Source organism: Microbispora sp. CA-102843 (assembly GCF_050936215.1).
In the GTDB taxonomy this organism is placed as follows: Bacteria; Actinomycetota; Actinomycetes; order Streptosporangiales; family Streptosporangiaceae; genus Microbispora.
This window is the reverse complement of sequence record NZ_JBNJNF010000001.1, coordinates 9,689,141-9,711,528: the sequence shown is the minus strand read 5'-3', so window position 1 is coordinate 9,711,528 and position 22,388 is coordinate 9,689,141. Positions and strand designations below refer to the sequence as shown.

Sequence of the window (22,388 nt, the reverse complement as noted above, 5' to 3'; positions counted from 1 at the left end):
GGGCCGGGGTAGAGGGCGCGGGAAAGCTCCCCGGTGCCGGTGCGCGGGGAGCTGTCGGAGGTGACGGCCTACCTGCTGGGACGTCCGAGCGCGGTCGCCGAGCCTTCACTGCCGGGCTGGCTCTGATCTCCGGTACGCGCCGCCGAGGCGGGAGTCCCCTGCCACGGCGGCGCGCCGGGCACATGCACGCCGATCAGCGACAGCGCCCGGGCCACGATGTGGTCCACCACGTCGTCCAGCGACTCCGGGGCGGAATAGAAGGCCGGCATCGGGGGCGCGATGATCGCGCCGATCTCGGTCGCGGTGACCATCGCCCGCAGGTGTCCCAGGTGCAGCGGTGTCTCGCGTACGCACAGCACGAGCCGGCGGCGTTCCTTGAGGGTCACGTCGGCGGCCCGCACCAGCAGGTTCTCCGACACCCCAGAGGCGATGGCGCCCAGCGTCTTGACGCTGCACGGGATCACGATCATCGCGTCCACCGGGTAGGAGCCGGACGCGATGGAGGCGCCGATGTCGCGGAAGCTGTGCACCACCTCGGCGTCGAACGTGGCCTCCGGCATCTCGTACGCGGCCGTGCGCCGTGCGGAGGGGCTGACGATGAGATGCCGTTCCACCCCCGCCGCGCCGAGCAGTTGCAGCGTCCGTACGGCAAGGGCCGTCCCGGTCGCGCCGGAGACTCCGACGATGACCCGGCGCGGCGCCCCGGCGATCGGGGTGTTCATCGCGCACCTCCGGCGATCGACCGGTTCCACGGGGCCAGCCGCCGCTCGATCAGGCCGATCAGCCCGGTCAGCGCCACCGCTGCGGCCATCAGCACGACGACCGCGGCGAACATCCGGTCCGGCTGGAAGCTGTGCCCGGCGTCCACGATGACCCCGCCGAGCCCGCCGATCGCGGTGAAGAACTCGGCGATCACGATGCCGACCACGGCCTTGCCGATGCCGATACGCAACCCGGTCATGATCGATGGGATGACGGACGGGATCACGATCTGGCCGAGGATGCGCGGTTGCGAGGCGCAGAAGACGGTGCCGACCTCGATGAGGGTACGGGGCACGTGCTGCACGCCGTTCCAGGTGTTGATGGCGATGGCGAAGACCGTCATGGTCATCACCATCGCGGCCTTGACCGCGAAGCCCAGGCCGAACCAGAGCATGAAGACCGGGGTGAGGGCGATCATCGGCATCGCGTAGCCCGCGATGACCAGCCAGCCGATCGCCGCCTCGACGACCCGGAACCGGCCGATGAGCAGGCCCAGTGGCACCCCGACCACAATCGCCAGCACGTAGCCGACCAGGAAGGGCTGGGCGCTCCCCCATACCGCCGTGAGCAGCGTGCCGTCCCCGATCATGCTGATCAGCGCCTTGAGGACGGCACTGGGCGGCGCGGCAAGGATCGGGTCGACCTGCCGGGCGGCGAGCTCCCAAATGATCAGCAGGACGACCACGCCCGCGGCGGTGACGAGGCGGTCACGGCCGCTGCGGCCCTGGGATCGGATCTTCCTGGACAGGGCGGTCTCGTCGTCGGCGGGCGCCGCCTGCTCTACCAGGGCGGTCATGCGGACACTCCATCCTGCTGCCGGATCTCGCGGCCGTGCACGAGTTGCAGCAGCTCGTGGCGGCGTTGGGCGAACTCCGCGGAGCCGCGGCGCTCGTCCAGGGACGTGGAGCGGCCGAAGGCGGTGTCGAGCACACCGTGCACCCGGCCGGGGTCGGGTACGAGGGTGACCACGCGGTCGGCGAGCAGCACGGACTCGTCGATGTCGTGACTGACGAAGATGATGGTCTTGCCGGTCCGCTCATGGATCTCCAGCAGCTCGGCCTGCATCTTCTCCCTGGTCTGCGCGTCGAGCGCGGAGAAGGGCTCATCCATGAGCAGCACGGCGGGGTCGATGGCGAGCGCGCGGGCGATGCCGACCCGCTGCCGCATGCCGCCGGACAGTTCGTGCGGCCGGCGGCTCGCGGCGTGCGTCAGCCCGACCAGCTCGATCGCCCGCTCGGCGGCCGCCCGCCGTTCCGCTTTGGGCAGGCCGCGGGCCTCCAGGCCGAACTCGACGTTGGCGAGTGCGGTACGCCAGGGCAGCAGTTCGGCGTTCTGGAAGACGATGCCCCGGTTGGGCCCGCAGCCGCGTACCGGCTCGCCGTCCACCTTCACCGTGCCGGAGGTCGGGTGCTCCAGGCCCATGATGATCCGCAGCAGCGTGGTCTTGCCGCACCCGCTGCGCCCGGTCAGGGCCACGATCTCCGAGCGGCGCACCTGGAACGTCACGTCCCGCAGCGCCTGCACCTCGCGGCCCTTGTCGTCGGTGAAGACCTTGGACACTCCCCGTACGTCAACCGCGAGGTCGCCACTCATTTGGCGTCTCCGTAGTAGTTCGAGGGGACCTCGCCGATCTCGGCGACGGCCTTCTGGCGGTAGCTGTCGTCCACCATCGGGTCCACCGCGATCGCCTTCTGGGTGATCCCGAGCTTCACCTGGAGGTCGGCGAGATACGTGATCTGCTTGACCGGGATTTCGCCGTTCATGGCCAGGTAGCCGCCGTCGTGGAACTCCTTGTAGGTCTCGGAGATCATCGGATCGTCCGCCGCCACCTTGAGCGTCTTGGCGACCAGCGCCCCGGCCTCGTCCGGGTGCCCGTCGGCGTACCGGATGCCCTCGACCAGGCCGGCGATGAGGCCGGTGACCGCGGCGCCCTTCGTCTGGAGCACGTCGTCCCTGGTGATCAGCGCATACCTGGGGAAGTCGGGCACCACGTCCTTGGCCCGGCCGAGCAGCTTGACGCCGTCCTTGGCGGCCTGCGCGGTGTAGTCCAGCGGTGCGGAGGCGGCCTGGATCTGCCCGGAGACCACCGCCTTGTACCGGTCGGCGGACCCGCCGGAGTTGACGAGCTTCACCGAGGACGGATCGACGGACGACTGGAGCATCATGGCCTTGGCGACCACCGCCGGCAGGCCGGTCGGGGTGGAGACGCCGAGCGTGGCGCCGGACAAGGCGGCCAGGGAGGCCAGGTCGCTCTTGCCATAGATGGCGTAGTTCTGGCCGGGCATGGTGGACCCGACGAACTTCAGCTTCGCGCCCTTCTGCGCCGCGAGCAGCGCCTCGCTCGGGTTGCCCTGGATCACGTCGACCTGCTTGGCCAGCAGCGCGGGGAAGGCCTGTTGGGCGCTCTTCAGCTGGACGACTTCGACCTTGACACCGTGCTTGGCGAAGAAGTCCTTCTCCTGGCCCATCAGCAGGTAGCCGGAGTCGGCGCCGGGCTCGTAGATGCCGTAGGTGATGGTGGCGTCGTCGCCGCCCGCGGTGGCGGACGTTTCGTCGTCGCCGCCGCACGCGGTGATGCCAAGGGACAGCGAGGCGGTCACCGCGGCGATCGCGGCCAGGCGGAGCCTGATCATTGTGCTTCCTTCGGTTGCTGCAGGTGGGGGGATGGGGAGCCGAGTCCCGCCAGGACGTCGGCGAACTTGCGCGCGACCTGGTCGCGCAGTTCCGGGCTCGCTTCGGCGACGGGCGGGAAGTCCTTGAGGCGGTCGTACGGGCGGACGGCCATGATGACGGCCCGCGAATTGTGCGTCTGGCCGTGCGGGATGCGCGGGTCGAGCGGTCCGCTCCACGCCCGGCGGATGATCTCGATGTCGTCGGCCGGGTCGCACCGGGTGGACATCGCCCACAGCACGTCGAACATGTTGGTCGGGTCGATGTCCTCGTCCACCACGACGACGAAACGCCCGAGGTAGGAGCCGGACTGGCAGGACGCGGCGAGCAGCCCGGCCTGCTTGGCGTGGCCGTCGTAGGCCTGCTTGATGGAGATGACGTTGAACAGCCGGGCCGCCCCCGCCTCGTGGCACCAGACGCCCTGCACGCCGGACAGCCCGGCCCGCTCGACCTCGTCCCAGATCATCCCCGCCTTCATCACGCACTTGCTGTAGGAGAAGTTCGAGGGGGGCCTGATCGGGGAGGCGACGGTCACGATGGGGTCGTTGCGGTGGTAGATCCGGCGGACGCGCACCACGGGCTGGTCCGAGCGGCCGCCGGCGTAGTAGCCGGTGAACTCGCCGAACGGCCCCTCGGGTGCGACCTCGCCCGGGTACATCTCGCCCTCCAGCACCAGCTCGGCCCTGGCGGGCATGGGCAGCCCGTGGAGCTCGGAGGCCACCACCTCGAACGGCCGGCCGCGGTGCCCGCCCGCGTAGTCGTACTCCGACAGGCCGTAACGCAGCTCGTTGCCCGAGGCCAGGAAGAGCAGCGGGTCGTGGCCGCAGGAGATCAGGACCGGGCATGGCTCGCCGCGGGAGAAGTACTTCTCCCTGATCTGCCTGCCCTGCTTGCCGGGGGAGATCCACAGGCCCACCCGGTCGGGGCCGTGCACCATGCTCCGGTAGGTGCCGATGTTCACCCAGCCGTCGTCCGGGTCGCGCATGATGACCAGGTCGTCGGTGCCGATGTAGCGCCCGCCGTCCCGCTCGTGCAGGAGCGGCGCGACCAGCGTGGTCACGTCCACCTCGTCGTCGCGCAGGATGTTCTCCAGCACCGGGCCGTCGTCCACGGTGACCGGCGGGATCGGCTCGTGGGTCTTCATCCGGTCCCGGTAGGCGCGCACGACGTCGAGCGGATGACGGGGTGACGGCAGGCCGAGAGTGAGGGCAAGCCGCTCGGCCGAGTTGGTGGCGCCGGAGAAGGCACGGTGGCCGGGCTTGGCGCCCACGAGGTCGTCGAACAGCACGGCCGGACCGCCCTCGCCGCCGCGGTGCGCGATGAGCTCGATGAGGGTGCCGAGCTCAAGGTGCGGGTCGACGCCCCCGAGCCGTACCAGCTGACCGGACCGGTCGATCCGCTCGATCAGCTCGCGCAGGTCGGCGTGGGGGCCGTCGTAGTCGTTGTAGCTCACCGGCGCCACCCGCGCGAAAGCAGGCTGCGGTGGCCGTTTTCATGCAGAATCATGAGATATACCCGTTTCATGGCACAGCGACCGGATCGACCGGTTCGTTGCCAGAAGCTACGGCGGGTTTTCGCAAAATGGAATCACGCGGACATAGATTCTGCACAGCGGAACAATTTGTGCCGCCCATCGGGCGGCCACGCGATCACAGATCCTGGCTGATGCCCTCGGCGGCGGCACGCAGCAAGGGGAGCATCATGTGCAGGTTGCCCTGGGTCATGCGCTGGTGGGGCAGGCTGACCGCGAGCGCGGCGAGCGCGCGGCCGAGGTGGTCGCGTACGCAGACGGCCACCGCGTCCAGCCCGGCTGCGCTCTCCTCGTGATTCACTCCGTAGCCCAGGTCGCGCACACTGCGCAACTCAGCGCGCAGGGCATCGGGGTCGGTGATGGTGCGGTCGGTGACCCGGGTGAGGCCGTCGGGGAAGAGCGCGAGCACCTCCTCGTCGGGCAGTTCGGCGAGCAGGACCTTGCCGCCCGAGGTGCTGTGCGCGGGCAGCAGCGTCCCGGTGCGTGACGAGACCCGCAGCGGCCGGTCGCCCTCCACCCCGTCGATGAACCGGGCGCCGTTGCGCTCCAGCATGATCAGGTTGACCGTCTCGTGCAGCTCGGCCGCCAGCCATTCCATGTGCCGCCTGGCCTTACGCCGCACGTCGAGCCCGCCCACCGCGGTCAGTCCGATCTCCACCACGACGCGGCCGGCGCGGTACGCCCTTGTGACCCGGTCCTGGGCGACGAACCCGCGGTGCGCCAGCGTGAGCAGCAGCCGATGGGCCGTGGAACGGGCGATATCGAGCTCGTCGCTGACGTCGGTGACCCGCACCTCCCCTCGGTCCCTGACCATGAGCAGGATGAGCAGCGCCTTGTCCACCGATCCGATGGCGTAAGGAGGGAGGGCGTCAACCATGTTGTTCTGTATAGCAGAAAAACCTTGCCGGATACGTCTGCAATAGACAACACGATGGCACCATGTGCTCGGCGCCCGATCAGGCGCCACTGCCGGCAACGGCCCATCCCCCGCCTGACGGCCCAACAGCACAGGAGCCAGGAGTCTTCATGCCGCCACGGTCCCCCGATCCCGCAAGCCCTTCGATCGAGGAAGAGGTCCTCATCGTCGGCGCCGGCATCGCCGGCCTGGTGCTCGCGCTCGAACTGCACGACGCCGGAATCGGCTGCCGCGTCTACGAGGCTGTGCCCGAGGTCGGCGCGGTGGGCGTGGGCATCAACCTGCTGCCGCACGCCTCGCGGGTCCTGCACCGGCTCGATCTCGGCGAGGAACTGGCCGAGGTCGCGGTCGTCACGCGGGAGTCGGTGTTCTTCAACCGCTTCGGCCAGCTCATCTACCGGGAGCCGTCCGGCCGGCACGCCGGCTACGAGCATCCGCAGTACTCCATCCACCGCGGCGATCTGCAGGCGGTCCTGCTCGCGGCGGTGCGGAAGCGGATCGGCGAGGACGCCGTGGTGCTCGGCCACCGGTGCGTCGGAGCGGAGCAGGACGAGAACGGCGTCACCGCCCACTTCACCGGGCCCGGCGGCGATGAGCTGCCCTCCGTACGCGCCCGGGTGCTGGTCGCCTGCGACGGCATCCACTCGGTGCTGCGCAAGCAGCTCCACCCACACGAGGGCGAGCCGCGCTACTCGGGCATCAACATGTGGCGTGGCGTGACCAAGGGCAGCCCGTTCCTGTCCGGGGCGAGCATGGTGCGCGCCGGCTGGATCGACCGTGGGAAGCTCGTCGCCTACCCGATCAGGAACCTGCCCGACGGCGACCAGCTCATCAACTGGGTCGTCGAGATCCAGACCCCGCGCCACCTGCAGCGCGACTGGAACCGGCGCGGCGACCTGGAGGACTTCATCGGGGCCTTCGAGGACTGGCACTTCGACTGGCTCGACGTGCCGGCGATGATGCGAGCCTCCGAGACCGTCCTCGAGTACCCGATGGTCGACCAGGACCCCCTGGACCACTGGAGCGAGGGCCGGATCACCCTGCTCGGCGACGCCGCCCACCCGATGGTGCCGCGCGGCTCCAACGGTGCCGGGCAGGCGATCCTGGACGCCCAGGCGCTTCGTAACCACCTGAGCGGCACGCTTGACCCGGTGACGGCGCTGCGGGCGTACGAGGCGGAACGGCTGCCCGCGACCGCACAGGTGGTCCTCGCCAACCGGAGCGTGCCGCCGGACGTGATCATCCGCGAGGTGTGGCAGCGGACCGGCGACCGGCCGTTCGAGTCCATCGACGACGTGATCAAGGTGGAGGAGCTCGCCGAGATCTCCCAGCGGTACAAGGAGATCGCGGGCTACTCCGCCGAGGCCATGCGCGCCGACCGCTGAGCGCGCTGTGATCGGCCGCTGGGAGCCGGCCGGCCGGCCCGGGCACCACCCTCGACGGCGGCCGCGGCACCTGCCGCGGCCGCCTGGGCCCCCGTCCTTCTTTTGGGTGCCTCCGCATTCCCCGACCAGGGCGTTCGCGCGGCCGGGATGCCAGGTCGATTACGAGCCCACGGGCTTGAGGATGCCTTCGAGGACCACCAAGCCCTTCCCGTACTTCTCGTCAATCTCACGCTGTAGCTCTGGTGTGGCGACCCAAACCCCGATTTCGACACGGCCCGCCCGCTCGTCCACCGCGGCCGATTGAACGCCCTTGATCTCTTTCCCCGCCCGCTCTTGGAGTGCCCGAAGCTCCGCCTCCGTGCGCTCAGCGCGGCTCAGACACAGCGCGCCACCCCACACCTCGCGGATCGCGGATTCGCGGGCGGCCGCGTCGCCGGTGAACATCAGGTTCAGCACGAGCCGCTTGGGATCGTTGGCGTACCGCTCCACGTATCGGCGGTCTTTGGGATCGTAGTCATCGATCTCTTCCAGGTAGCTCTGGTCCAGCCAACTGCCCGCGTACCCGGGGATCGCCCGGGCCCTGGCGAGCGCCGCCTCCATCGCCCTGTCAGTGGCCTTCGCGGGGTCCACCGGGCGCCAGCCGCGCACAGGCTCCGGGCACGGTGTGGTGAAGCGGGATCGGTCGGGTGGAACGTCGCTGCGCTGGGCAGGGCGCGGGGGCTCGGTGAGCGTCAGACTCTTCCCGTCCCAGGTACCGACCACGTGGTATTCGCCCCAGCGCACGCCGTTCCGGGCGGAATGCTGCACCCTGTTCCAGTCCCACCCGATGATGTCAGGGCCGCCACACTGGGGCGGCAGGGACTCGGCGACGGAAGCGCAGAGTTGGGGGCCATGCTGTGGGTTGGACAGCACGGTCGGGTCGGCCTGGTATCGCGTCAAGGATGCGGTCGTGGTCGCGGCCGGGGCCGTCCCGCAGGCGGTGAGCGTCACGAGCACGGCGAGGAGCAAGGTGCCTCTCATGCACCTGAGACGGGCGAAAGCAATCAGTGGTTCACGGTGTTCCTGCCGGACGGGCGGCCCCTGCGACAACTGGCAAATCCCCCAGGGTCGCACTCCTTCTGCCTCCGGCGGGGGCGCCGGCGGGAGCGGATGCAGATCATGTACGGCCGGTCGGGTCAGTGAGGCCGCTGGTGGATGTAGAGCCCCCGCCGATTGTCCGGCAGGAGAACGCGCTGTTCGGGTACCGGCAGCTCGTAGCGGACCTCACGGAGATGATCTCCATGCTGGCGATCGGTGTTGTAAACGGAGGGGAACTTCCAGATCGATGTGAGGAAGTTGGTTTGCCCGCGTAGCAGATTGCGGCCGATGACGCCGAGCGTCTTCATTGCGCCGGTCACGCTCAGGTGCTTGCGGTTCATCACCGCCTGGGTCCTCACCAGCTCCCGATAGAACTCGCGTAAGGGAAGCGTCGTCGGAACCACCGCGTGCTGGATATCGAACAGGCGGTAGTCGCGCGAGGTGAGTTTCCGTGATTCGGTGTGCCAGATCTCCGTCCCGGGATACGGGGTCATGACGGTGAGGTTGACGATCTCGGGCACCGAAAGCGCCCACTGGCGTACGAGCTGGAACTGCTCGGCATCCCAGGCGGGGTCCACGATGAGGTTGATCGCAACGGTGAGTCCCATGTCACGGGCCAGTTCGAGAGCCTTTATGTTCTGGTCGGGACTGGTCCGCTTGCGGTACAGCTCGAGTCCCTGCTCATCCAGCGCCTCCATGCCGAGGAACATGTAGTTCAGCCCGAGGCGCCGCCATCGCCGGAACACCTCCGGGTGGCGTAGCAGCACGTCGGCACGTGTCTCCAGGTAGTACTCCTTCCTCACTTTCCGTTTCTCCAGTTCCGCGGCGATGGCGTCACCGTGCTCCGGCCGGATGAAGGCGACGTCGTCGACGATGAAGACTCCCGGTTCCCGGATCGAGGCCACCTCCTCCGCGGCCGCCTCCGGCGACAGCTTCCGGTAGCTCCGGCCATAGAAGGTCCAGGCGCTGCAGAAGGAGCAGTCCCAAGGGCAGCCGCGGGTGAACTCGACGGAGGCGGCCGGATCGAGCACTCCGATGAAGTACTTGTCGCGGCGCCGGGTCAGGTCCCGCGCCGGACGCGGCTCGTCCAGGCTGTCGAGCAGGAGCGGCGGTTTGCTGGAGACACCCTCGGCGGTCACGGCTCCTGGAACCTCGAGGAGCCCTCCGTCGGGGGCGGCTTCCAGCAGCAGCGGCGCTCCGACCTCGCCCTCCCCTCGCAGAATGGCGTCGAGAGCCCCGTCGGACTGGGCGATGACGTGCGGCGCGATGAACGAGACACTGTGCCCTCCCGCGAACACGAAACAGTGCGGGAACAGGCTTTTGACGCGCTGGGCCAGGTCGAGCACTTCCGGGACGTTAGGGAGGTAGTTCAGACCGAACCCGACGCATTCCGGTTCGAAGTCGATCAGTTCGCGATACAGGTCACGGTGTGAGAAGACCTGCAGGTCGAGCAGGCGCACCTGGTGACCCGCAGCGCGGAGGGCGGCCGCCACCCGTTCCAAACCCAAGGGTTCGAGCCTAAGGAAGATCTCCGTGTACATGAGGCCGCTGGGGTGGACCAATAGGGTGCGCATACACACTCCCATTCCGCTCGACCCGGCTCCGGCCGCGACGCTACACACATCTCATAACCCCCTGCTACCCAGCCGATTTACACCGTAATCAGGCCACATCAGGGGACTCGTGTGTAGCGGAATTCCGGGACTGGCGGCCGATAGCGGCGGAGAACTGCCGGGTAAGGCGGGGCAGCTTGCTGTCGCCGGCCCGCTGCCGCTTCGCGGCGGGTCGAGGCAGACGGGTTGATCAGGGAGGTGAGGCGTGCGCGTCCGCGCCCGGATTCCCGGCCTGATCACGCCCAGTATGGTCCTGACATGGCAGCCAGGATCGACCTCACCCTTGACTGTACGAACGCACAGCTCCTCGCCGAGTTCTGGAAGACCGCGCTCGGGTATATCGACGAGCCTCCGCCCGCTCCCTTCACAACCCGTGAGGAATGGCTCGCACAATTCGATCTGCCTGAGGACGACGCCGTGGAGGGCGGCGCGTGGCTCTGCGACCCGGACGGCGTCGGCCCCCGGCTCTCCATTCTCAAGGTCCCCGAGCCCAAAACGGCGAAGAACCGGCTTCATATCGACGTCCGAGTGCCGGGGCATGGCAACTCCCATGAGCGGTGGGAGCGGATCAAAGCGGAGTCCGAGCGGTTGGTGAAGGCCGGTGGGAACGTCCTGGAGGAGGTCGACGGGCATCACATCGTGATGGCCGACCCGGGGGGCAACGAGTTCTGCGTCGCCGCGGCATCGGTCAGCTGAAGATCTTTACGACGGCGCCGCACTACTGCAACGTGTAAGCGGGTAGCGGGAAGCGACGGCCAGTAGGAACGAGCACGACGCCCATGAGTCCGAAGACCTGCCGCTGCCCGCACGCGACCGCGTGCGGTGACGTCGACGGCCTCGAGGGCGGGCCCGGCGGGACCAGGCAGGCCGCCACGTCTGCTCATCGGTCGCGCCTTCGCGCTCCCGGGACCGCCGAGGTCTCTCGTGACTCGCGAAGGAGAGTTTCGTGACCGACACCCCCGCCACCTCGCTCGGCACCGTGTACGGATACCCGCGTCAGGGGCCGGACCGCGAGCTGAAGAGAGCGGTCGAAGGTTACTGGTCCGGCCGGGTGAGCGCCGATGAGCTGCGCGCGACCGCCGAGGGGCTGCGCCGCGACAACTGGCGGCAACTGACGGACGCGGGCCTCGACGAGGTTCCCTCCGGTGACTTCTCGCTGTACGACCACGTTCTGGACACCACTGTCATGGTCGGCGCCATCCCCGAGCGCCACCGTGCCGCCGTCGCGGCGAACCCGCTCGACGGCTACTTCGCCATGGCACGCGGCACCCAGGATGTCGCCCCGCTGGAGATGACCAAGTGGTTCGACACCAACTACCACTATCTGGTGCCGGAGCTGGGGCCTGACACCGTCTTCGCCGCCGACCCCGCCAAGCCCGTCGCCGAGCTGCTGGAAGCCCTCGCGCTCGGGCACGATCCGCGCCCCGTACTCGTCGGACCGGTGACCTATCTGCTGCTGGCCAAGCCCGCGCCCGGTGCCGATCCGGGGTTCGAGCCGCTCACGCTGCTCGACCGGCTGCTGCCCGTCTACGCCGACGTGCTCGCGGCGCTGAGAGCGGCGGGCGCCGAGTGGGTGCAGCTCGACGAGCCGGCCCTGGCTCAGGACCGGCCGCAGGCCGTCCTGGACGCGGTCGCCGCCGCCTACCGGCACCTCGGCTCGCTCAGCCACCGGCCGAAGATCCTCGTCGCCGGCTACTTCGACCGGCTCGGCGAGGCGCTGCCGGTGCTGGCGCAGGCGCCGATCGAGGGGCTCGGGCTCGACTTCACCGGCCCCGCCGCGGCCAATCTGGACGATCTCGCCAAGGTCGGCGGCGTGCCCGGCAAGCGCCTGGTCGCCGGTGTCGTGGACGGCCGCAACATCTGGATCAACGACCTGGAGAAGTCGCTGTCCACGCTGGCCACCCTCCTCGGTCTGGCCGGGCAGGTCGATGTCGCCGCCTCCTGCTCACTGCTGCACGTTCCGCTGGACGTCGCCGTCGAGACCGAGATCGACCCCGAGATCACCCCATGGCTCGCCTTCGCCCGGCAGAAGACCGCGGAGATCGTCACGCTCACCCGGGGTCTGACGCGGGGCACCCGCGCCATCGCCGCCGACCTCGCCGACAACCGGGCGGCGCTCGAGTCCCGGGCGACCTCCACCCTCACCCGCAACCCGGCCGTACGCGCCCGCGCGGCGGCCGTGACACCGCAGGACGTCCGGCGCGCCCAGCCGTACGCCGAACGGGCGCGGGCACAACGCGCCCGGCTGGAGCTGCCGCTGGTGCCGACCACCACCATCGGCTCCTTCCCGCAGACCGCCGAGCTGCGGACCGCCCGCGCCGACCTGCTGGCGGGGCGCATCGACCGGGACGCCTACGACGAGCGGATCGCGGCCGAGATCCGCGAGGTCCTCGCCTTCCAGGAGAAGGCCGGCCTGGACGTCCTGGTGCACGGGGAGCCCGAGCGCAACGACATGGTCCAGTACTTCGCCGAGCGGCTCGACGGGTACATCGCCACCCGGCACGGCTGGGTGCAGTCCTACGGCACGCGTTACGTCCGGCCGCCGATCCTGGCCGGGGACATCTCCCGCCCCGAGCCGATGACCCTGCGCTGGACCCGGTACGCCCAGTCGCAGACCAGCCGGCCGGTGAAGGGCATGCTCACCGGCCCTGTCACGATGCTGGCCTGGTCCTTCGTCCGCGACGACCAGCCGCTCGGCGACACCGCCCGCCAGGTGGCGCTGGCGCTGCGCGACGAGGTCGCCGACCTGGAGGCGGCCGGTGTCGCCGTGATCCAGGTGGACGAGCCCGCCCTGCGCGAGACGCTGCCGCTGCGGGCCGCGGAACGGCCCGCCTACCTGAGCTGGGCTACCGAGGCGTTCCGGCTGGCCACGGCAGGGGTACGGCCGGAGACGCAGATCCACACCCACATGTGCTACGCGGAGTTCGGTGAGATCCTCGCGGCGATCGAAGATCTCGACGCGGACGTGATCAGCCTGGAGGCCGCCCGCTCGCACATGCAGGTGGCCCATGAGCTGGCCGAGGCCGGGTATCCGCGCGAGGTCGGGCCAGGGGTCTACGACATCCACTCCCCCCGAGTGCCGGGGAGCGAGGAGCTGGTGTCCCTGCTGCGTACGGGCCTGGAGGCCATCCCGGCCGGTCGGTTGTGGGCCAACCCCGACTGCGGCCTGAAGACCCGCGGCTGGGCCGAGGTCCGCCGTTCGCTGGAGAACCTCGTCACGGCCGCTCGCGAGATCCGTGCCGAAGTGGCCGACCACCCGCGGGCCTGACACGTCCCCGGTCCGGCACGGCTGAACACCGTGCCGGACCGGGATCACCCGACTGCGGTTGCGCATGCGTCGTATGCGACCATGGTCGTGAAGGCGACGGCGGAACGAGGAAGCCGGTGTGAATCCGGCGCGGTCCCGCCACTGTGATCGGCGAGCGAACCCCGACGACGCCACTGCCCGCACGCGGGTGGGAAGGCAGGGGCGAGCTTCGACCCGAGAGCCAGGAGACTCACGCGGTCGCCTCCTCGATGAAATTGGGGCGGATCTCCCCAAGAGAGGACGGTGGTCGCCATGCCATGCAACCGGCGTGACGCCCTTCTCCCTGCCCGCGGCACGGCTACCGGCTTCCCGGGCGGCTGTTTCATGCCTGACGGTCGTGAAACCCGCCGCCGTGCCGGGCTCTCGTGGTGATCCGGCTCCTCGCTCGCCGCGTCACGCTGTCGAGGAACGGCGGTCGCGGCCCGTTCACAGGAGACCACCGATGGGTATCCCCCGCCCGATCGGCGGCGCGTTGCTCGCCGTCCTACCCGCGATCCTTCTCACCACGGCCGCCTGCGGTGGCACCGAACCATCCGCGTCGCCCGCCACGGGCGCGGCGACGGCCGACAGCCGCTGCGTCACCTCCTACGACGCGAACACGGACTACTTCCCGGTCAAGCAGACCCTGAGGCACGCCACCAACTTCACCCTGACGTACGCGAAGAACTACCAGGTCGTCACGGTCAAGCAGCCCGCCCCCAACGCCAAGCCGGAGACGTACGTGCTGGTGCGCTGCGGCACGCCCGCCCCCCAGTTGTCGGGCGAACTCGCGGGCGCGGTGACGATCGAGACACCCATCGAGTCGCTCTACTCCGCCTCGACCACGCACCTGCCGTTCATCACCGAACTGGGTGTGCTGGACCGGCTCAAGGGGGTCGCCTCGGCCGGCTACATCACCTCCCCGGAGGTGCTGGAGCGGGTGAAGTCCGGTGCGGTCACCGAGTACGCCTCCGGGCAGGAGGTCGACACCGAGAAGGTGATCGGCGCCAAGCCCGACGTGCTGATGACGCAGGGCACCGAGGACAAGGCGTACGGTCCCCTGCGCCAGGCCGGGATCAAGGTGGTCGCCAACGCCGAGTGGCTGGAGTCCACCGCGCTGGGGCGCGCCGAGTGGATCAGGCTGATGGCCGCGCTCACCGGCACCGAGGCCAGGGCGAACGAGGTGTTCGGGAAGATCGAGTCCGACTACACGGCGCTGGCGGCCAAGGCCAAGGCGGCCACGCCGGTCACCGTGCTGCCCGGCCAGATGTACCAGGGCCAGTGGTCGATGCCCAACGGCGGCAGCTACGTGGCCGGGCTGATCAAGGACGCCGGCGGGATCTACGCGTGGGCGGACGCCTCCGGCTCCGGCAGCACCACGCTGGACCTGGAGGCGGTGCTGGCCAAGGCCAAGGACGCGAAGGTCTGGCTGGCCCAGGTCAACGAGTGGAAGTCCCTGGCGGACGTGGAGAAGTCCGACGCCCGCTACGCCAAGTTCTCCGCCTTCGAGACGGGCGAGGTGTGGTCGGCCAACAAGACCATGGGCCCGGGCGGCGGCAACGACTACTGGGAGCGCGGCGTCGCCCGGCCCGATCTGATCCTCGGCGACCTGGTGGCGATCCTGCATCCCGACCTCGCCCCGGGCCACGAGTTCACCTTCTACCAGAAGATGACCAGTTGACCGCGGCGGCACTGACGGCTGTCCCGGCGGCGCACCGCCGCCGGGCGGTGGTCCTGTCGATCCTGGCGCTGGCGGTGCCGGTCGCGTTCGCGCTGGCCGTCACGCTCGGCTCCACCTCGATCCCCCTGTCCCGGGCGCTGCCCGCGCTGCTGCGCGACGGCTCGGCCGACCCCGCCGTACGCGAGATCATCTGGACGGTACGGCTTCCGCGTGCGATCACCGCCGCTCTGGCCGGAGCCGCCCTCGGCGCGGCCGGGGTGCAGATGCAGACGTTGTTCCGCAACCCGCTGGCCGAGCCGTACATCCTCGGGGTGAGTTCCGGGGCCAGCCTGGGCGTCTCATTGATCATCATCGGCTGGGGCGGAGTGGCGGGCGCGTTCACCGCGGGCGTGGCCGGGCTCGGCCGGGCCGGTGTCGTGGTCGCCGCCTCCGCCGGGGCGGCGGCGGTGCTCGCTCTCGTGCTCGCGCTGTCGCGGCGGGTGCGGTCGGTGGTCACACTGCTGATCGTCGGGGTGATGGTCGGCTCGGCCGCGACCTCGGTGATCACGGTGCTGCTGACCTACACCGACCCGCAGCGCGCCCAGCAGTTCATCAGTTGGAGCCTGGGCAGCTTCGCCGGGACCACGTGGGCCGATCTCGCGTTGTTCGGCCCGGTCTGCCTTGTCGCGCTGGCGGCGGCGCTGGCCGGGGTCAAGCCGCTCAACGCGCTGCTCCTCGGGGAGAGCTACGCCCGCACCATGGGGGTGCGGGTGCGGCTGACGCGCACGCTGACCCTGCTGGTCTCCTCGGTGCTGGCCGGAGCGGTGACCGCCTTCTGCGGGCCGGTCGCCTTCCTCGGCCTGGCCGTACCGCACGTGGCCCGGTTGACGCTGGGCACCGCCGACCATCGGCTGCTCATGCCCGGTGTGGCGCTGCTCGGTGCCGCGGTGGCGCTGCTGTGCTGCGTGGCCGCCCAGGTGCCGGGCGGCGGGGCAGTGCTTCCGCTCAACGCGGTGACCACCATCCTCGGCGCCCCCGTGGTGATCGCCGTACTGCTGCGCAGCCGCGCGGCCAGGACCGGACTGGCGGTGTGACCATGGACGATCGAGGTCTGCGCCTCGACGGCGTGTGCGCCGGATATCCCGCGCGACGCGGGCGCGCTCCACGACGCGTGCTGGACGGCTTGGAGGCGACCGCCGCGCCCGGCGAGCTCACGGTGCTGATCGGCCCGAACGGCACCGGCAAGTCCACCCTGCTGCGGACCATGGCCGGGCTGCAGCCCGCCCTGGACGGGCGGGTCCTCATCGACGGCGTCGCTGTGGAAGCGATACCGGCGGCGGAGCTGGCCCGGCGGCTCGCCGTCGTGCTGACCGAGCGGGACCTGCCCGCCCTGCTGACCGCCCGCGAGCTGGCCGGGCTGGGACGGCACCCGCACACCGGGTTCACCGGACGCCTGTCGGACTCGGACCGGGAAATCGTCACCTGGGCGCTGGAGGCGGTCCACGCCGCCCACCTGGCCGATCGTCCCGTCACGGAGCTGTCCGACGGTGAGCGCCAGCGGGTGCTGGTCGCGCGCGCCCTGGCGCAGGAGCCCGCGGCGATCCTGCTGGACGAGCCGACCGCGTTCCTGGACGTCACCTCCCGGGTGGCGCTGCTGGGCCTGCTGCGCCGCCTCGCCCGCGAGAGGGACCTCGCCGTCGTGGTGTCCACACACGATCTGGAGCTGGCGCTGCGGGTCGCCGACCGGATCTGGCTGCTCGCCTCCGGCGGTCTCCTGCAGACCGGGACACCGGAGGAACTGACCCTCGCGGGAGTGATCGGCGCCGCCTTCGATGGGGACGAGCTGTCCTTCGACCCCGCCTCCGGAGTGTTCGCGCTCCGGACGGGCAATGGAGGAAGAGTGCGGGTGACCGCCGACGGCATCCACGGCCCGCTGCTGGAGCGCGCGCTGTCCAGAGCGGGCTGGCGTACGTGCCGTAGCGGCGACGACACCTTCACCTGGTCTGCCGGTTCGGACGACGAGGCCGTCGAGCTGGCCGTACGGCACGCCGGCGACGGATACGTGGCGGCCTTCGACGGCGACGTCGTCGAGTTCGCCACGCTGCCCGAGCTGACCGCGTGGAGCCGCCGGACGGCGGACACGCTGGTGGAGACATCACCGGCGCTGCTGCCCGCCGCTCCGGCGGCCGTGTCCGGCGCGGCCGCCGACGTCTCCACCGTCGGCGGCTACTTCGCGCTCGAAATCGACCAGGTCGAGGACGGATGGCGGCCACTGGCCGACCTGTTCACCGATCCCGGCGTCCTTGCGGAAAGGATCACGGCCGTCGCCGGCCGCCTGGGCACCGCCGAGCGCAGGGTGGCCGCCTCGATCCTGTTCCAGGGGATCGCCGCCCGGCTGTGGTCGCCTCCGCTCGGCGCCGTGATCGCCCACGACCTGATCGTCGACCTGGATCCCCGGCGGGTCCACTGGCAGGCCGTGACCGGTGGACCGCTGCCGCTGCGCGCCGCCGGCCTGGACGGATGGCAGATCCGCGACCCGGCGCGGATCGCCGAGCACCTGCACCGCACCGTGGTGACCGAGCTGCTGGAACCGCTCGCCGCCGCGGTCCAGGGGGTTGTGAAGATCGCGCCGGGCCTGCTGTGGGGCAACGCGGCCTCCGCACTGGCCGGGACCGTCCGCGCCCTCGCCCGCGTACGGCCCGAGCTCACCGGGGCGGCCGCCGCGCTGGGCCGCGAGCTGCTGGCCATGCCCCCGCTGCGAGGCACCGGAGAGCTGGCGGAACCGGCGCCCGGCCATCCCTTCTTCGTCCGCCGCAGCTGCTGCCTGTACTACCGCCTGCCGGGCGGCGGCAAGTGCGGCGACTGCGCCCTGATCGATCCCGACGCCCGCCGCGACCAGTGGGCGCGTGCCGTACGAGAATCTCAAGGAGCCTGATGAGCCACACCGTCGTCGAGGAGCAGGGCACCGGGACCCTGCACGTCTGGGCGCTGCCCACCGACGAGCAGACCCTGCTGTCCCTGGTGAAGGACATCTTCGAGAAGCACTGGGAGCACATCTGGTTCGGCGTGATCGTCCAGGGCGCCGCCTGGGAGGTCGCCGCGCCCAACGCGCCCCAGCGGATCAGCCTGTACGACGGGTACGTCACCGTCGACTTCGGCCGCTGGCACTTCCACCTGTGCATCGGCGAGCACACGGCGAGCGGTCCCGAGCTCGGCCGGATCCGCCGCTGCGCCCGGGCCGAGCTGTACCGCTCCGTCAACGCCGACGGCAGCCCGACCTCCTGGGGCGTACGCATGTTCAACGGCAGGGACGAGCAGCTCATGACCGTGCTGCTGCCCAACCCGTTCCTCACCGACCGCCAGCAGATCCTCGACCCGCCGGACTTCACCCGGCTGGCCGCCTGGGACGAACTCCGCGCCACCTACCTCGGCCTGGAGCCCGACCCGCTGGACCGCACCGGCAAGGGCTTCGCACACGCGTGAGCGGAGTGGACCTCGTCGGTCTGGCGCGCCCTTCGGGGCGCGCCAGAACCGAACCGGGGTCAGAAGTCGGCGTCGAAGCTGACCGTTCCGGTCACGCCCACCTGATATGCCGACACCCGCCGCTCGAAGAAGTTCGAGAGCTCCTGGACGTCCTGCAGCTCCATGAAGGCGAACGGGTTCTTCGCGCCGTACAGCGGTGGGATGTCCAGCTGGGCCAGCCGGCGATCGGCGACGTGCTCCAGGTAGGCCCGCATGTCGGCGATCGACATGCCGGGCACGCCGCCGCCGAGCAGGTCCTCGGCGAACTGCACCTCGCACTCCACCGCCTCGGCGAGCATCTCGCGGACCTGGTTCGCCATCTCCTCGTCGAACAGCCCCGGCTCCTCCTGGCGGACCGTTTCCACCACGTCGAAGGCGAAGGCCATGTGCATGGACTCGTCGCGGAACACCCAGTTGGTGCCCGAGGCGAGACCGTTGAGCAGGCCGCGCGAGCGCAGGAAGTACACGTAGGCGAAGGCCCCGTAGAAGAACAGACCCTCGATGCACGCGGCGAAGCAGATCAGGTTGAGCAGGAAGGCCCGCCGGTCCTCCCGGGTGCGCAGCTCGCGCAGTTCGAAGACCGAGTCGATCCAGCGGAAGCAGAAGTCGGCCTTGCGCCGGATGGAGGGGATGTTCTCGACCGCCGCGAACGCCGCGAACCGCTCGTCCTCGTCGGGTACGTACGTGTCCAGCAGGTTCAGGTAGAACTGGACGTGGACGGCCTCTTCGAACAGCTGCCGGGACAGATAGAGGCGGGCCTCGGGGGCGTTGATGTGCTGGTAGAGGTTGAGCACCAGGTTGTTGGCCACGATGGTGTCGCCGGTGGCGAAGAAGGCGACCAGGCGGCTGACCAGGTGCCGCTCGGCGGGGGAGAGCCGGTCCAGGTCCTTGAGGTCGGAGTGCAGGTCCACCTCCTCAACCGTCCAGGTGTTCTTGATGGCGTCCCGGTAGCGGTCGAAGAAGCGCGGGTAGCGCATCGGCCTCAGGGTGAGGCTCATTCCCGGGTCGAGCAGCATCGGAGTCTCGGGGTCGGTGGTCATGGCTCTCGCCTTTCGAGTGATGCTTGGGGGTTCTGCGAGACGTGCGGATTTCCAGGGGGCGTGCTCATTGGCACGCTTCGCACGACTCCGGGTTCTCCAGCGAGCAGGCGAGCGCCTCGGCGGTCATCGCGGCGTTCTCCGAGACCGCCGGCTCCGGCCGCGCCTTCTGCGACGCGAGGGACACCGTCGCCTTCTGCGACGCGAGGGACACGGTCGCCTGCTGGATGCGCGTAGCCGGACGCGATCGCAGGTAGTAGGTGGTCTTCAGGCCGCTCTTCCAGGCGTACAGGTACATCGAGGAGAGCTTGTCGATGGTCGGCGCGCTCATGAACAGGTTGAGCGACTGGCTCTGGTCGATGTACGGCGCCCGCGCGGCGGCCATGTCGATCAGCGCTCGCTGGGGCAGCTCCCAGGCCGTGCGGAACAGTTCACGCAGCTCCGCCGGGAGTTCCTCGATCCCCTGGACCGAGCCGTCGGCCCGCTTGACGGCGGCCCTGATCTCCTCGTTCCACAGGCCGCGCGCCTTCAACTCCGCCACGAGCGCGCTGTTGATCTGGAGGAACTCGCCGCTGAGGGTCTCACGCTTGAAGAGGTTGGACACCTGCGGCTCGATGCACTCGTAGCACCCGGCGATGGACGCGATGGTCGCGGTGGGCGCGATCGCGATGAGCAGTGAGTTGCGGAGCCCGTGCTCGGCGATCCGCTCACGCAGTGCCGTCCAGCGCTCGTCTTGAGTGCCGGTCACATTCCACAGGTCGGGCTGCAGGAGCCCGCGGGCGGCCCAGGTCTGCTGGAAGGCCGGATGAGGGCCCGCCTTCGCGGCCAGGTCGGCCGAGGTCTCCAACGCCGTCAGGTAGATCTCCTCGGCGATGCGGGTGGACAGGTCCTTCGCGTCGGGGGAGTCGAACGGCATCCGCAGCGCGAAGAAGACGTCCTGGAGGCCCATCACGCCGAGGCCGACCGGCCGCCAGCGGGGGTTGCTGGCCGCGGCCTGCGGGCTCGGGTAGTAGTTGATGTCGATGACGCGGTCGAGGAAGGTGACCGCGGTGCGCACCGTGGCGCGCAGCCGCTCCCAGTCCATCTCGCTTCCGGCAGGGTGCGTGGCGAGGTGCGCGGCGAGGTTGACCGAACCGAGGTTGCACACGGCGGTCTCCGTGTCGCCGGACACCTCGATGATCTCCGTGCACAGGTTGGACAGGTGCACCACGTTGCCGGACTCGGCGGTCTGGTTGCACAGCCGGTTGGACGCGTCCTTGAAGGCCATCCAGCCGTTGCCGGTCTGGGCCAGCGTGCGCATCATCTTGCCGTACAGGTCCCTGGCCTTGACCTGACGGACGTACCGGCCGGCGGCCTCGGCGGCGCGGTAGGCGGCGTCGAAGTCCTCTCCCCACAGGTCGGGCAGCTCCGGGACCTCGTTCGGGTCGAACAGCGACCACATCGCGTCGGCTTCGACCCGGCGCATGAACTCGTCCGGGATCCAGTTGGCGAGGTTGAGGTTGTGGGTGCGGCGGGCGTCCTCGCCGGTGTTGTCACGCAGTTCGAGGAATTCCTCGATGTCGGGGTGCCAGGTCTCCAGATAGACGCAGGCGGCGCCCTTGCGGCGGCCGCCCTGGTTGACGGCGGCCACCGACGCGTCGAGAGTCCGCAGCCACGGCACGATGCCGTTGGAGTGCCCGTTGGTGCCCCGGATGAGCGCTCCCCGCGAACGCACCCGCGACCAGGAGATGCCGATCCCTCCGGCGAACTTCGACAGCTGCGCCACCTGTGCGTACCGCTCATAGATCGAGCCCAGCTCGTCGCGGGGGGAATCGACCAGGTAGCAGGAGGACATCTGGGTGTGGCGCGTCCCCGAGTTGAACAAGGTCGGCGAACTGGGGAGGTAGGCCAGCGACGACATCAGCCGGTAGAAGCCGATCGCCTCGGCCGGCGTGGTCGCCAGGCCGCACGCCACGCGCAGCAGCCAGTACTGCGGGGTCTCCAGCACCAGCCGGGTGGAGGGATGGCGCAGCAGGTAACGGTCGTACACCGTGCGCAGGCCGAAGTACTCGAACCGGAGGTCGCCCCTGAGGTCGATCGCGTCGTCGAGTTTGCGGGCGTTCGCGGCCACGAAGTCGGCCGTGGCGTCGCCGATCAGCCCCTGCGCGTGCCCGAGCCGGATCGCCTGGCTGAAGGAGGCCACCCCCTGGCCTCGGACCTCCTTGTCGATGTACCCGGCCAGCAGCCTGGCGGCCAGCCGCGAGTACTGCGGCTCCTCGCCGATCATCTCCGCCGCGGTCTGGATCGACAGCCGATCAAGCTCGGCGGTGGTGGCCCCGTCGTACAGGCCGCTGATCGTCTTTGTCGCCACGCGAAGCGGATCGATGTCGGCGAGATCGTCCGCGCAGCGCTCCACAGCTCGGACGATCTTGTTGACGTCGACCGGCTCGCTCGCCCCGTTGCGCTTGCGTACGTGCATCTGCACCCGTCGCGGCATGGAAACCTGCCGCTCGGCGTCCACCGACGACACCCCGTCCGGTGACACCCCTGTGACCGTCACAGCTCTCTCCTCGCGAACTCGGTCCCCAAGGCCCGAGACAGCGCGCAGGAGGCATTCCGGCGAGCATGCGAAAGCGGCGCGCCAGAGCCATCGGCCGTCCCGCGCGGCCTCCGACCGGCCGCACACCCATTCACTCGGTGTACGGCGCGCTGGCAGGTCTTCGGACTCGTGGGCGGCGCGGCCATATCGCCGCTTTGCCTACTGGTTGTCGCTTCCCGGATCGCCCGTAGGCCGGATCCAGTGCATGTGACAACGGTCGTTCCCACTCACCGCTGCGGGGCAGTCCCGGACTCGCACCGGGTTCCCTCTTGCCTCGGCCGTCCTGGATGGACGGCCGAACCAGCTGCAGCGACCACCATATATAGGGGGCTGAGAAAAGTCACACCCAAC

General features: G+C 69.9%; 17 protein-coding genes and 2 riboswitches. Of the genes, 7 read left to right on the top strand and 10 right to left on the bottom strand.

Features of this window, described 5'->3' with window-relative positions:
- Window positions 1–68: 68 nt before the first annotated feature.
- From ACQEVJ_RS45380 to ACQEVJ_RS45355, 6 genes are all read right to left on the bottom strand, one after another.
- The gene (locus ACQEVJ_RS45380) at window positions 69–722 is read right to left on the bottom strand and encodes a UbiX family flavin prenyltransferase (protein WP_433112155.1); all 654 of its coding nucleotides are present in this window, start codon (window positions 720–722) and stop codon (window positions 69–71) included.
- Window positions 719–1,558 (bottom strand): ABC transporter permease, encoded by an 840-nt coding sequence (locus ACQEVJ_RS45375; protein ID WP_433112152.1) that lies wholly within the window; start codon window positions 1,556–1,558, stop codon window positions 719–721. The genes ACQEVJ_RS45380 and ACQEVJ_RS45375 overlap by 4 nt, the downstream gene beginning before the upstream one ends.
- Window positions 1,555–2,355 (bottom strand): ABC transporter ATP-binding protein, encoded by an 801-nt coding sequence (locus ACQEVJ_RS45370; protein WP_433112149.1) that lies wholly within the window; start codon window positions 2,353–2,355, stop codon window positions 1,555–1,557. The genes ACQEVJ_RS45375 and ACQEVJ_RS45370 overlap by 4 nt, the downstream gene beginning before the upstream one ends.
- Window positions 2,352–3,395, bottom strand: a complete 1,044-nt coding sequence (locus ACQEVJ_RS45365) for an ABC transporter substrate-binding protein (RefSeq protein ID WP_433112146.1) — start codon at window positions 3,393–3,395, stop codon at window positions 2,352–2,354. The genes ACQEVJ_RS45370 and ACQEVJ_RS45365 overlap by 4 nt, the downstream gene beginning before the upstream one ends.
- Window positions 3,392–4,885, bottom strand: coding sequence for a UbiD family decarboxylase (locus ACQEVJ_RS45360; protein WP_433112143.1), 1,494 nt, complete (start codon window positions 4,883–4,885; stop codon window positions 3,392–3,394). The genes ACQEVJ_RS45365 and ACQEVJ_RS45360 overlap by 4 nt, the downstream gene beginning before the upstream one ends.
- 196 nt (window positions 4,886–5,081) lie before the next feature.
- Complete coding sequence (locus ACQEVJ_RS45355; RefSeq protein WP_433112140.1) at window positions 5,082–5,840, bottom strand: IclR family transcriptional regulator; 759 nt, start codon at window positions 5,838–5,840, stop codon at window positions 5,082–5,084.
- A gap of 149 nt (window positions 5,841–5,989) precedes the next feature.
- Here ACQEVJ_RS45355 and ACQEVJ_RS45350 point away from each other — a divergent pair, with 149 nt between their 5' ends.
- A complete protein-coding gene (locus tag ACQEVJ_RS45350; protein ID WP_433112137.1) occupies window positions 5,990–7,264 on the top strand; it encodes a flavin-dependent oxidoreductase in 1,275 nt (424 codons plus the stop codon).
- A gap of 159 nt (window positions 7,265–7,423) precedes the next feature.
- Here ACQEVJ_RS45350 and ACQEVJ_RS45345 read toward each other — a convergent pair whose 3' ends face one another.
- Together ACQEVJ_RS45345 and hpnR are read right to left on the bottom strand one after the other, a co-directional pair.
- Window positions 7,424–8,272 carry a hypothetical protein gene (locus ACQEVJ_RS45345; RefSeq protein ID WP_433112134.1) on the bottom strand — a complete coding sequence of 283 codons (849 nt, stop codon included), beginning with the start codon at window positions 8,270–8,272 and terminating at the stop codon, window positions 7,424–7,426.
- 167 nt (window positions 8,273–8,439) lie between these two features.
- Window positions 8,440–9,915 (bottom strand): hopanoid C-3 methylase HpnR, encoded by a 1,476-nt coding sequence (hpnR, locus tag ACQEVJ_RS45340; protein WP_433112131.1) that lies wholly within the window; start codon window positions 9,913–9,915, stop codon window positions 8,440–8,442.
- A gap of 297 nt (window positions 9,916–10,212) precedes the next feature.
- Here hpnR and ACQEVJ_RS45335 point away from each other — a divergent pair, with 297 nt between their 5' ends.
- From ACQEVJ_RS45335 to ACQEVJ_RS45310, 6 genes are all read left to right on the top strand, one after another.
- Window positions 10,213–10,650 (top strand): VOC family protein, encoded by a 438-nt coding sequence (locus ACQEVJ_RS45335; protein WP_433112128.1) that lies wholly within the window; start codon window positions 10,213–10,215, stop codon window positions 10,648–10,650.
- A 250-nt stretch (window positions 10,651–10,900) separates the two neighbouring features.
- On the top strand, window positions 10,901–13,222 hold the full coding sequence (gene metE, locus ACQEVJ_RS45330) for a 5-methyltetrahydropteroyltriglutamate--homocysteine S-methyltransferase (RefSeq protein WP_433112125.1): 2,322 nt from the start codon (window positions 10,901–10,903) through the stop codon (window positions 13,220–13,222).
- Window positions 13,223–13,287: 65 nt separating this feature from the next.
- A riboswitch (cobalamin riboswitch) is annotated at window positions 13,288–13,472 on the top strand.
- Between the two features lie 231 nt (window positions 13,473–13,703).
- A complete protein-coding gene (locus ACQEVJ_RS45325) occupies window positions 13,704–14,921 on the top strand; it encodes an ABC transporter substrate-binding protein (protein WP_433112122.1) in 1,218 nt (405 codons plus the stop codon).
- Entirely contained in the window at window positions 14,918–15,994 is a 1,077-nt protein-coding gene (locus ACQEVJ_RS45320) for an iron chelate uptake ABC transporter family permease subunit (protein ID WP_433112119.1), read from the top strand. The genes ACQEVJ_RS45325 and ACQEVJ_RS45320 overlap by 4 nt, the downstream gene beginning before the upstream one ends.
- Before the next feature lie 2 nt (window positions 15,995–15,996).
- Complete coding sequence (locus ACQEVJ_RS45315; protein ID WP_433112116.1) at window positions 15,997–17,835, top strand: ATP-binding cassette domain-containing protein; 1,839 nt, start codon at window positions 15,997–15,999, stop codon at window positions 17,833–17,835.
- Window positions 17,835–18,383 (top strand): DUF7676 family protein, encoded by a 549-nt coding sequence (locus ACQEVJ_RS45310; RefSeq protein ID WP_433112113.1) that lies wholly within the window; start codon window positions 17,835–17,837, stop codon window positions 18,381–18,383. The genes ACQEVJ_RS45315 and ACQEVJ_RS45310 overlap by 1 nt, the downstream gene beginning before the upstream one ends.
- A gap of 59 nt (window positions 18,384–18,442) precedes the next feature.
- Here ACQEVJ_RS45310 and ACQEVJ_RS45305 read toward each other — a convergent pair whose 3' ends face one another.
- Entirely contained in the window at window positions 18,443–19,462 is a 1,020-nt protein-coding gene (locus ACQEVJ_RS45305) for a ribonucleotide-diphosphate reductase subunit beta (protein WP_433112110.1), read from the bottom strand.
- 64 nt (window positions 19,463–19,526) lie between these two features.
- Window positions 19,527–21,998, bottom strand: coding sequence for a ribonucleoside-diphosphate reductase subunit alpha (locus ACQEVJ_RS45300; RefSeq protein WP_433112107.1), 2,472 nt, complete (start codon window positions 21,996–21,998; stop codon window positions 19,527–19,529).
- Between the two features lie 134 nt (window positions 21,999–22,132).
- Window positions 22,133–22,358, bottom strand: a riboswitch (cobalamin riboswitch).
- Between the last annotated feature and the right edge of the window lie 30 nt (window positions 22,359–22,388).

Coding starts and splice junctions, on each gene's coding strand:
- ACQEVJ_RS45315 (WP_433112116.1), top strand. CDS start 15,997: ATGGACGATCGAGGTCTGCGCCTCGACGGCGTGTGCGCCGGATATCCC.
- ACQEVJ_RS45350 (WP_433112137.1), top strand. CDS start 5,990: ATGCCGCCACGGTCCCCCGATCCCGCAAGCCCTTCGATCGAGGAAGAG.
- ACQEVJ_RS45365 (WP_433112146.1), bottom strand. CDS start 3,395: ATGATCAGGCTCCGCCTGGCCGCGATCGCCGCGGTGACCGCCTCGCTG.
- ACQEVJ_RS45325 (WP_433112122.1), top strand. CDS start 13,704: ATGGGTATCCCCCGCCCGATCGGCGGCGCGTTGCTCGCCGTCCTACCC.
- ACQEVJ_RS45380 (WP_433112155.1), bottom strand. CDS start 722: ATGAACACCCCGATCGCCGGGGCGCCGCGCCGGGTCATCGTCGGAGTC.
- ACQEVJ_RS45305 (WP_433112110.1), bottom strand. CDS start 19,462: ATGACCACCGACCCCGAGACTCCGATGCTGCTCGACCCGGGAATGAGC.
- ACQEVJ_RS45375 (WP_433112152.1), bottom strand. CDS start 1,558: ATGACCGCCCTGGTAGAGCAGGCGGCGCCCGCCGACGACGAGACCGCC.
- ACQEVJ_RS45370 (WP_433112149.1), bottom strand. CDS start 2,355: ATGAGTGGCGACCTCGCGGTTGACGTACGGGGAGTGTCCAAGGTCTTC.
- ACQEVJ_RS45310 (WP_433112113.1), top strand. CDS start 17,835: ATGAGCCACACCGTCGTCGAGGAGCAGGGCACCGGGACCCTGCACGTC.
- hpnR (WP_433112131.1), bottom strand. CDS start 9,915: ATGCGCACCCTATTGGTCCACCCCAGCGGCCTCATGTACACGGAGATC.
- ACQEVJ_RS45335 (WP_433112128.1), top strand. CDS start 10,213: ATGGCAGCCAGGATCGACCTCACCCTTGACTGTACGAACGCACAGCTC.
- ACQEVJ_RS45355 (WP_433112140.1), bottom strand. CDS start 5,840: ATGGTTGACGCCCTCCCTCCTTACGCCATCGGATCGGTGGACAAGGCG.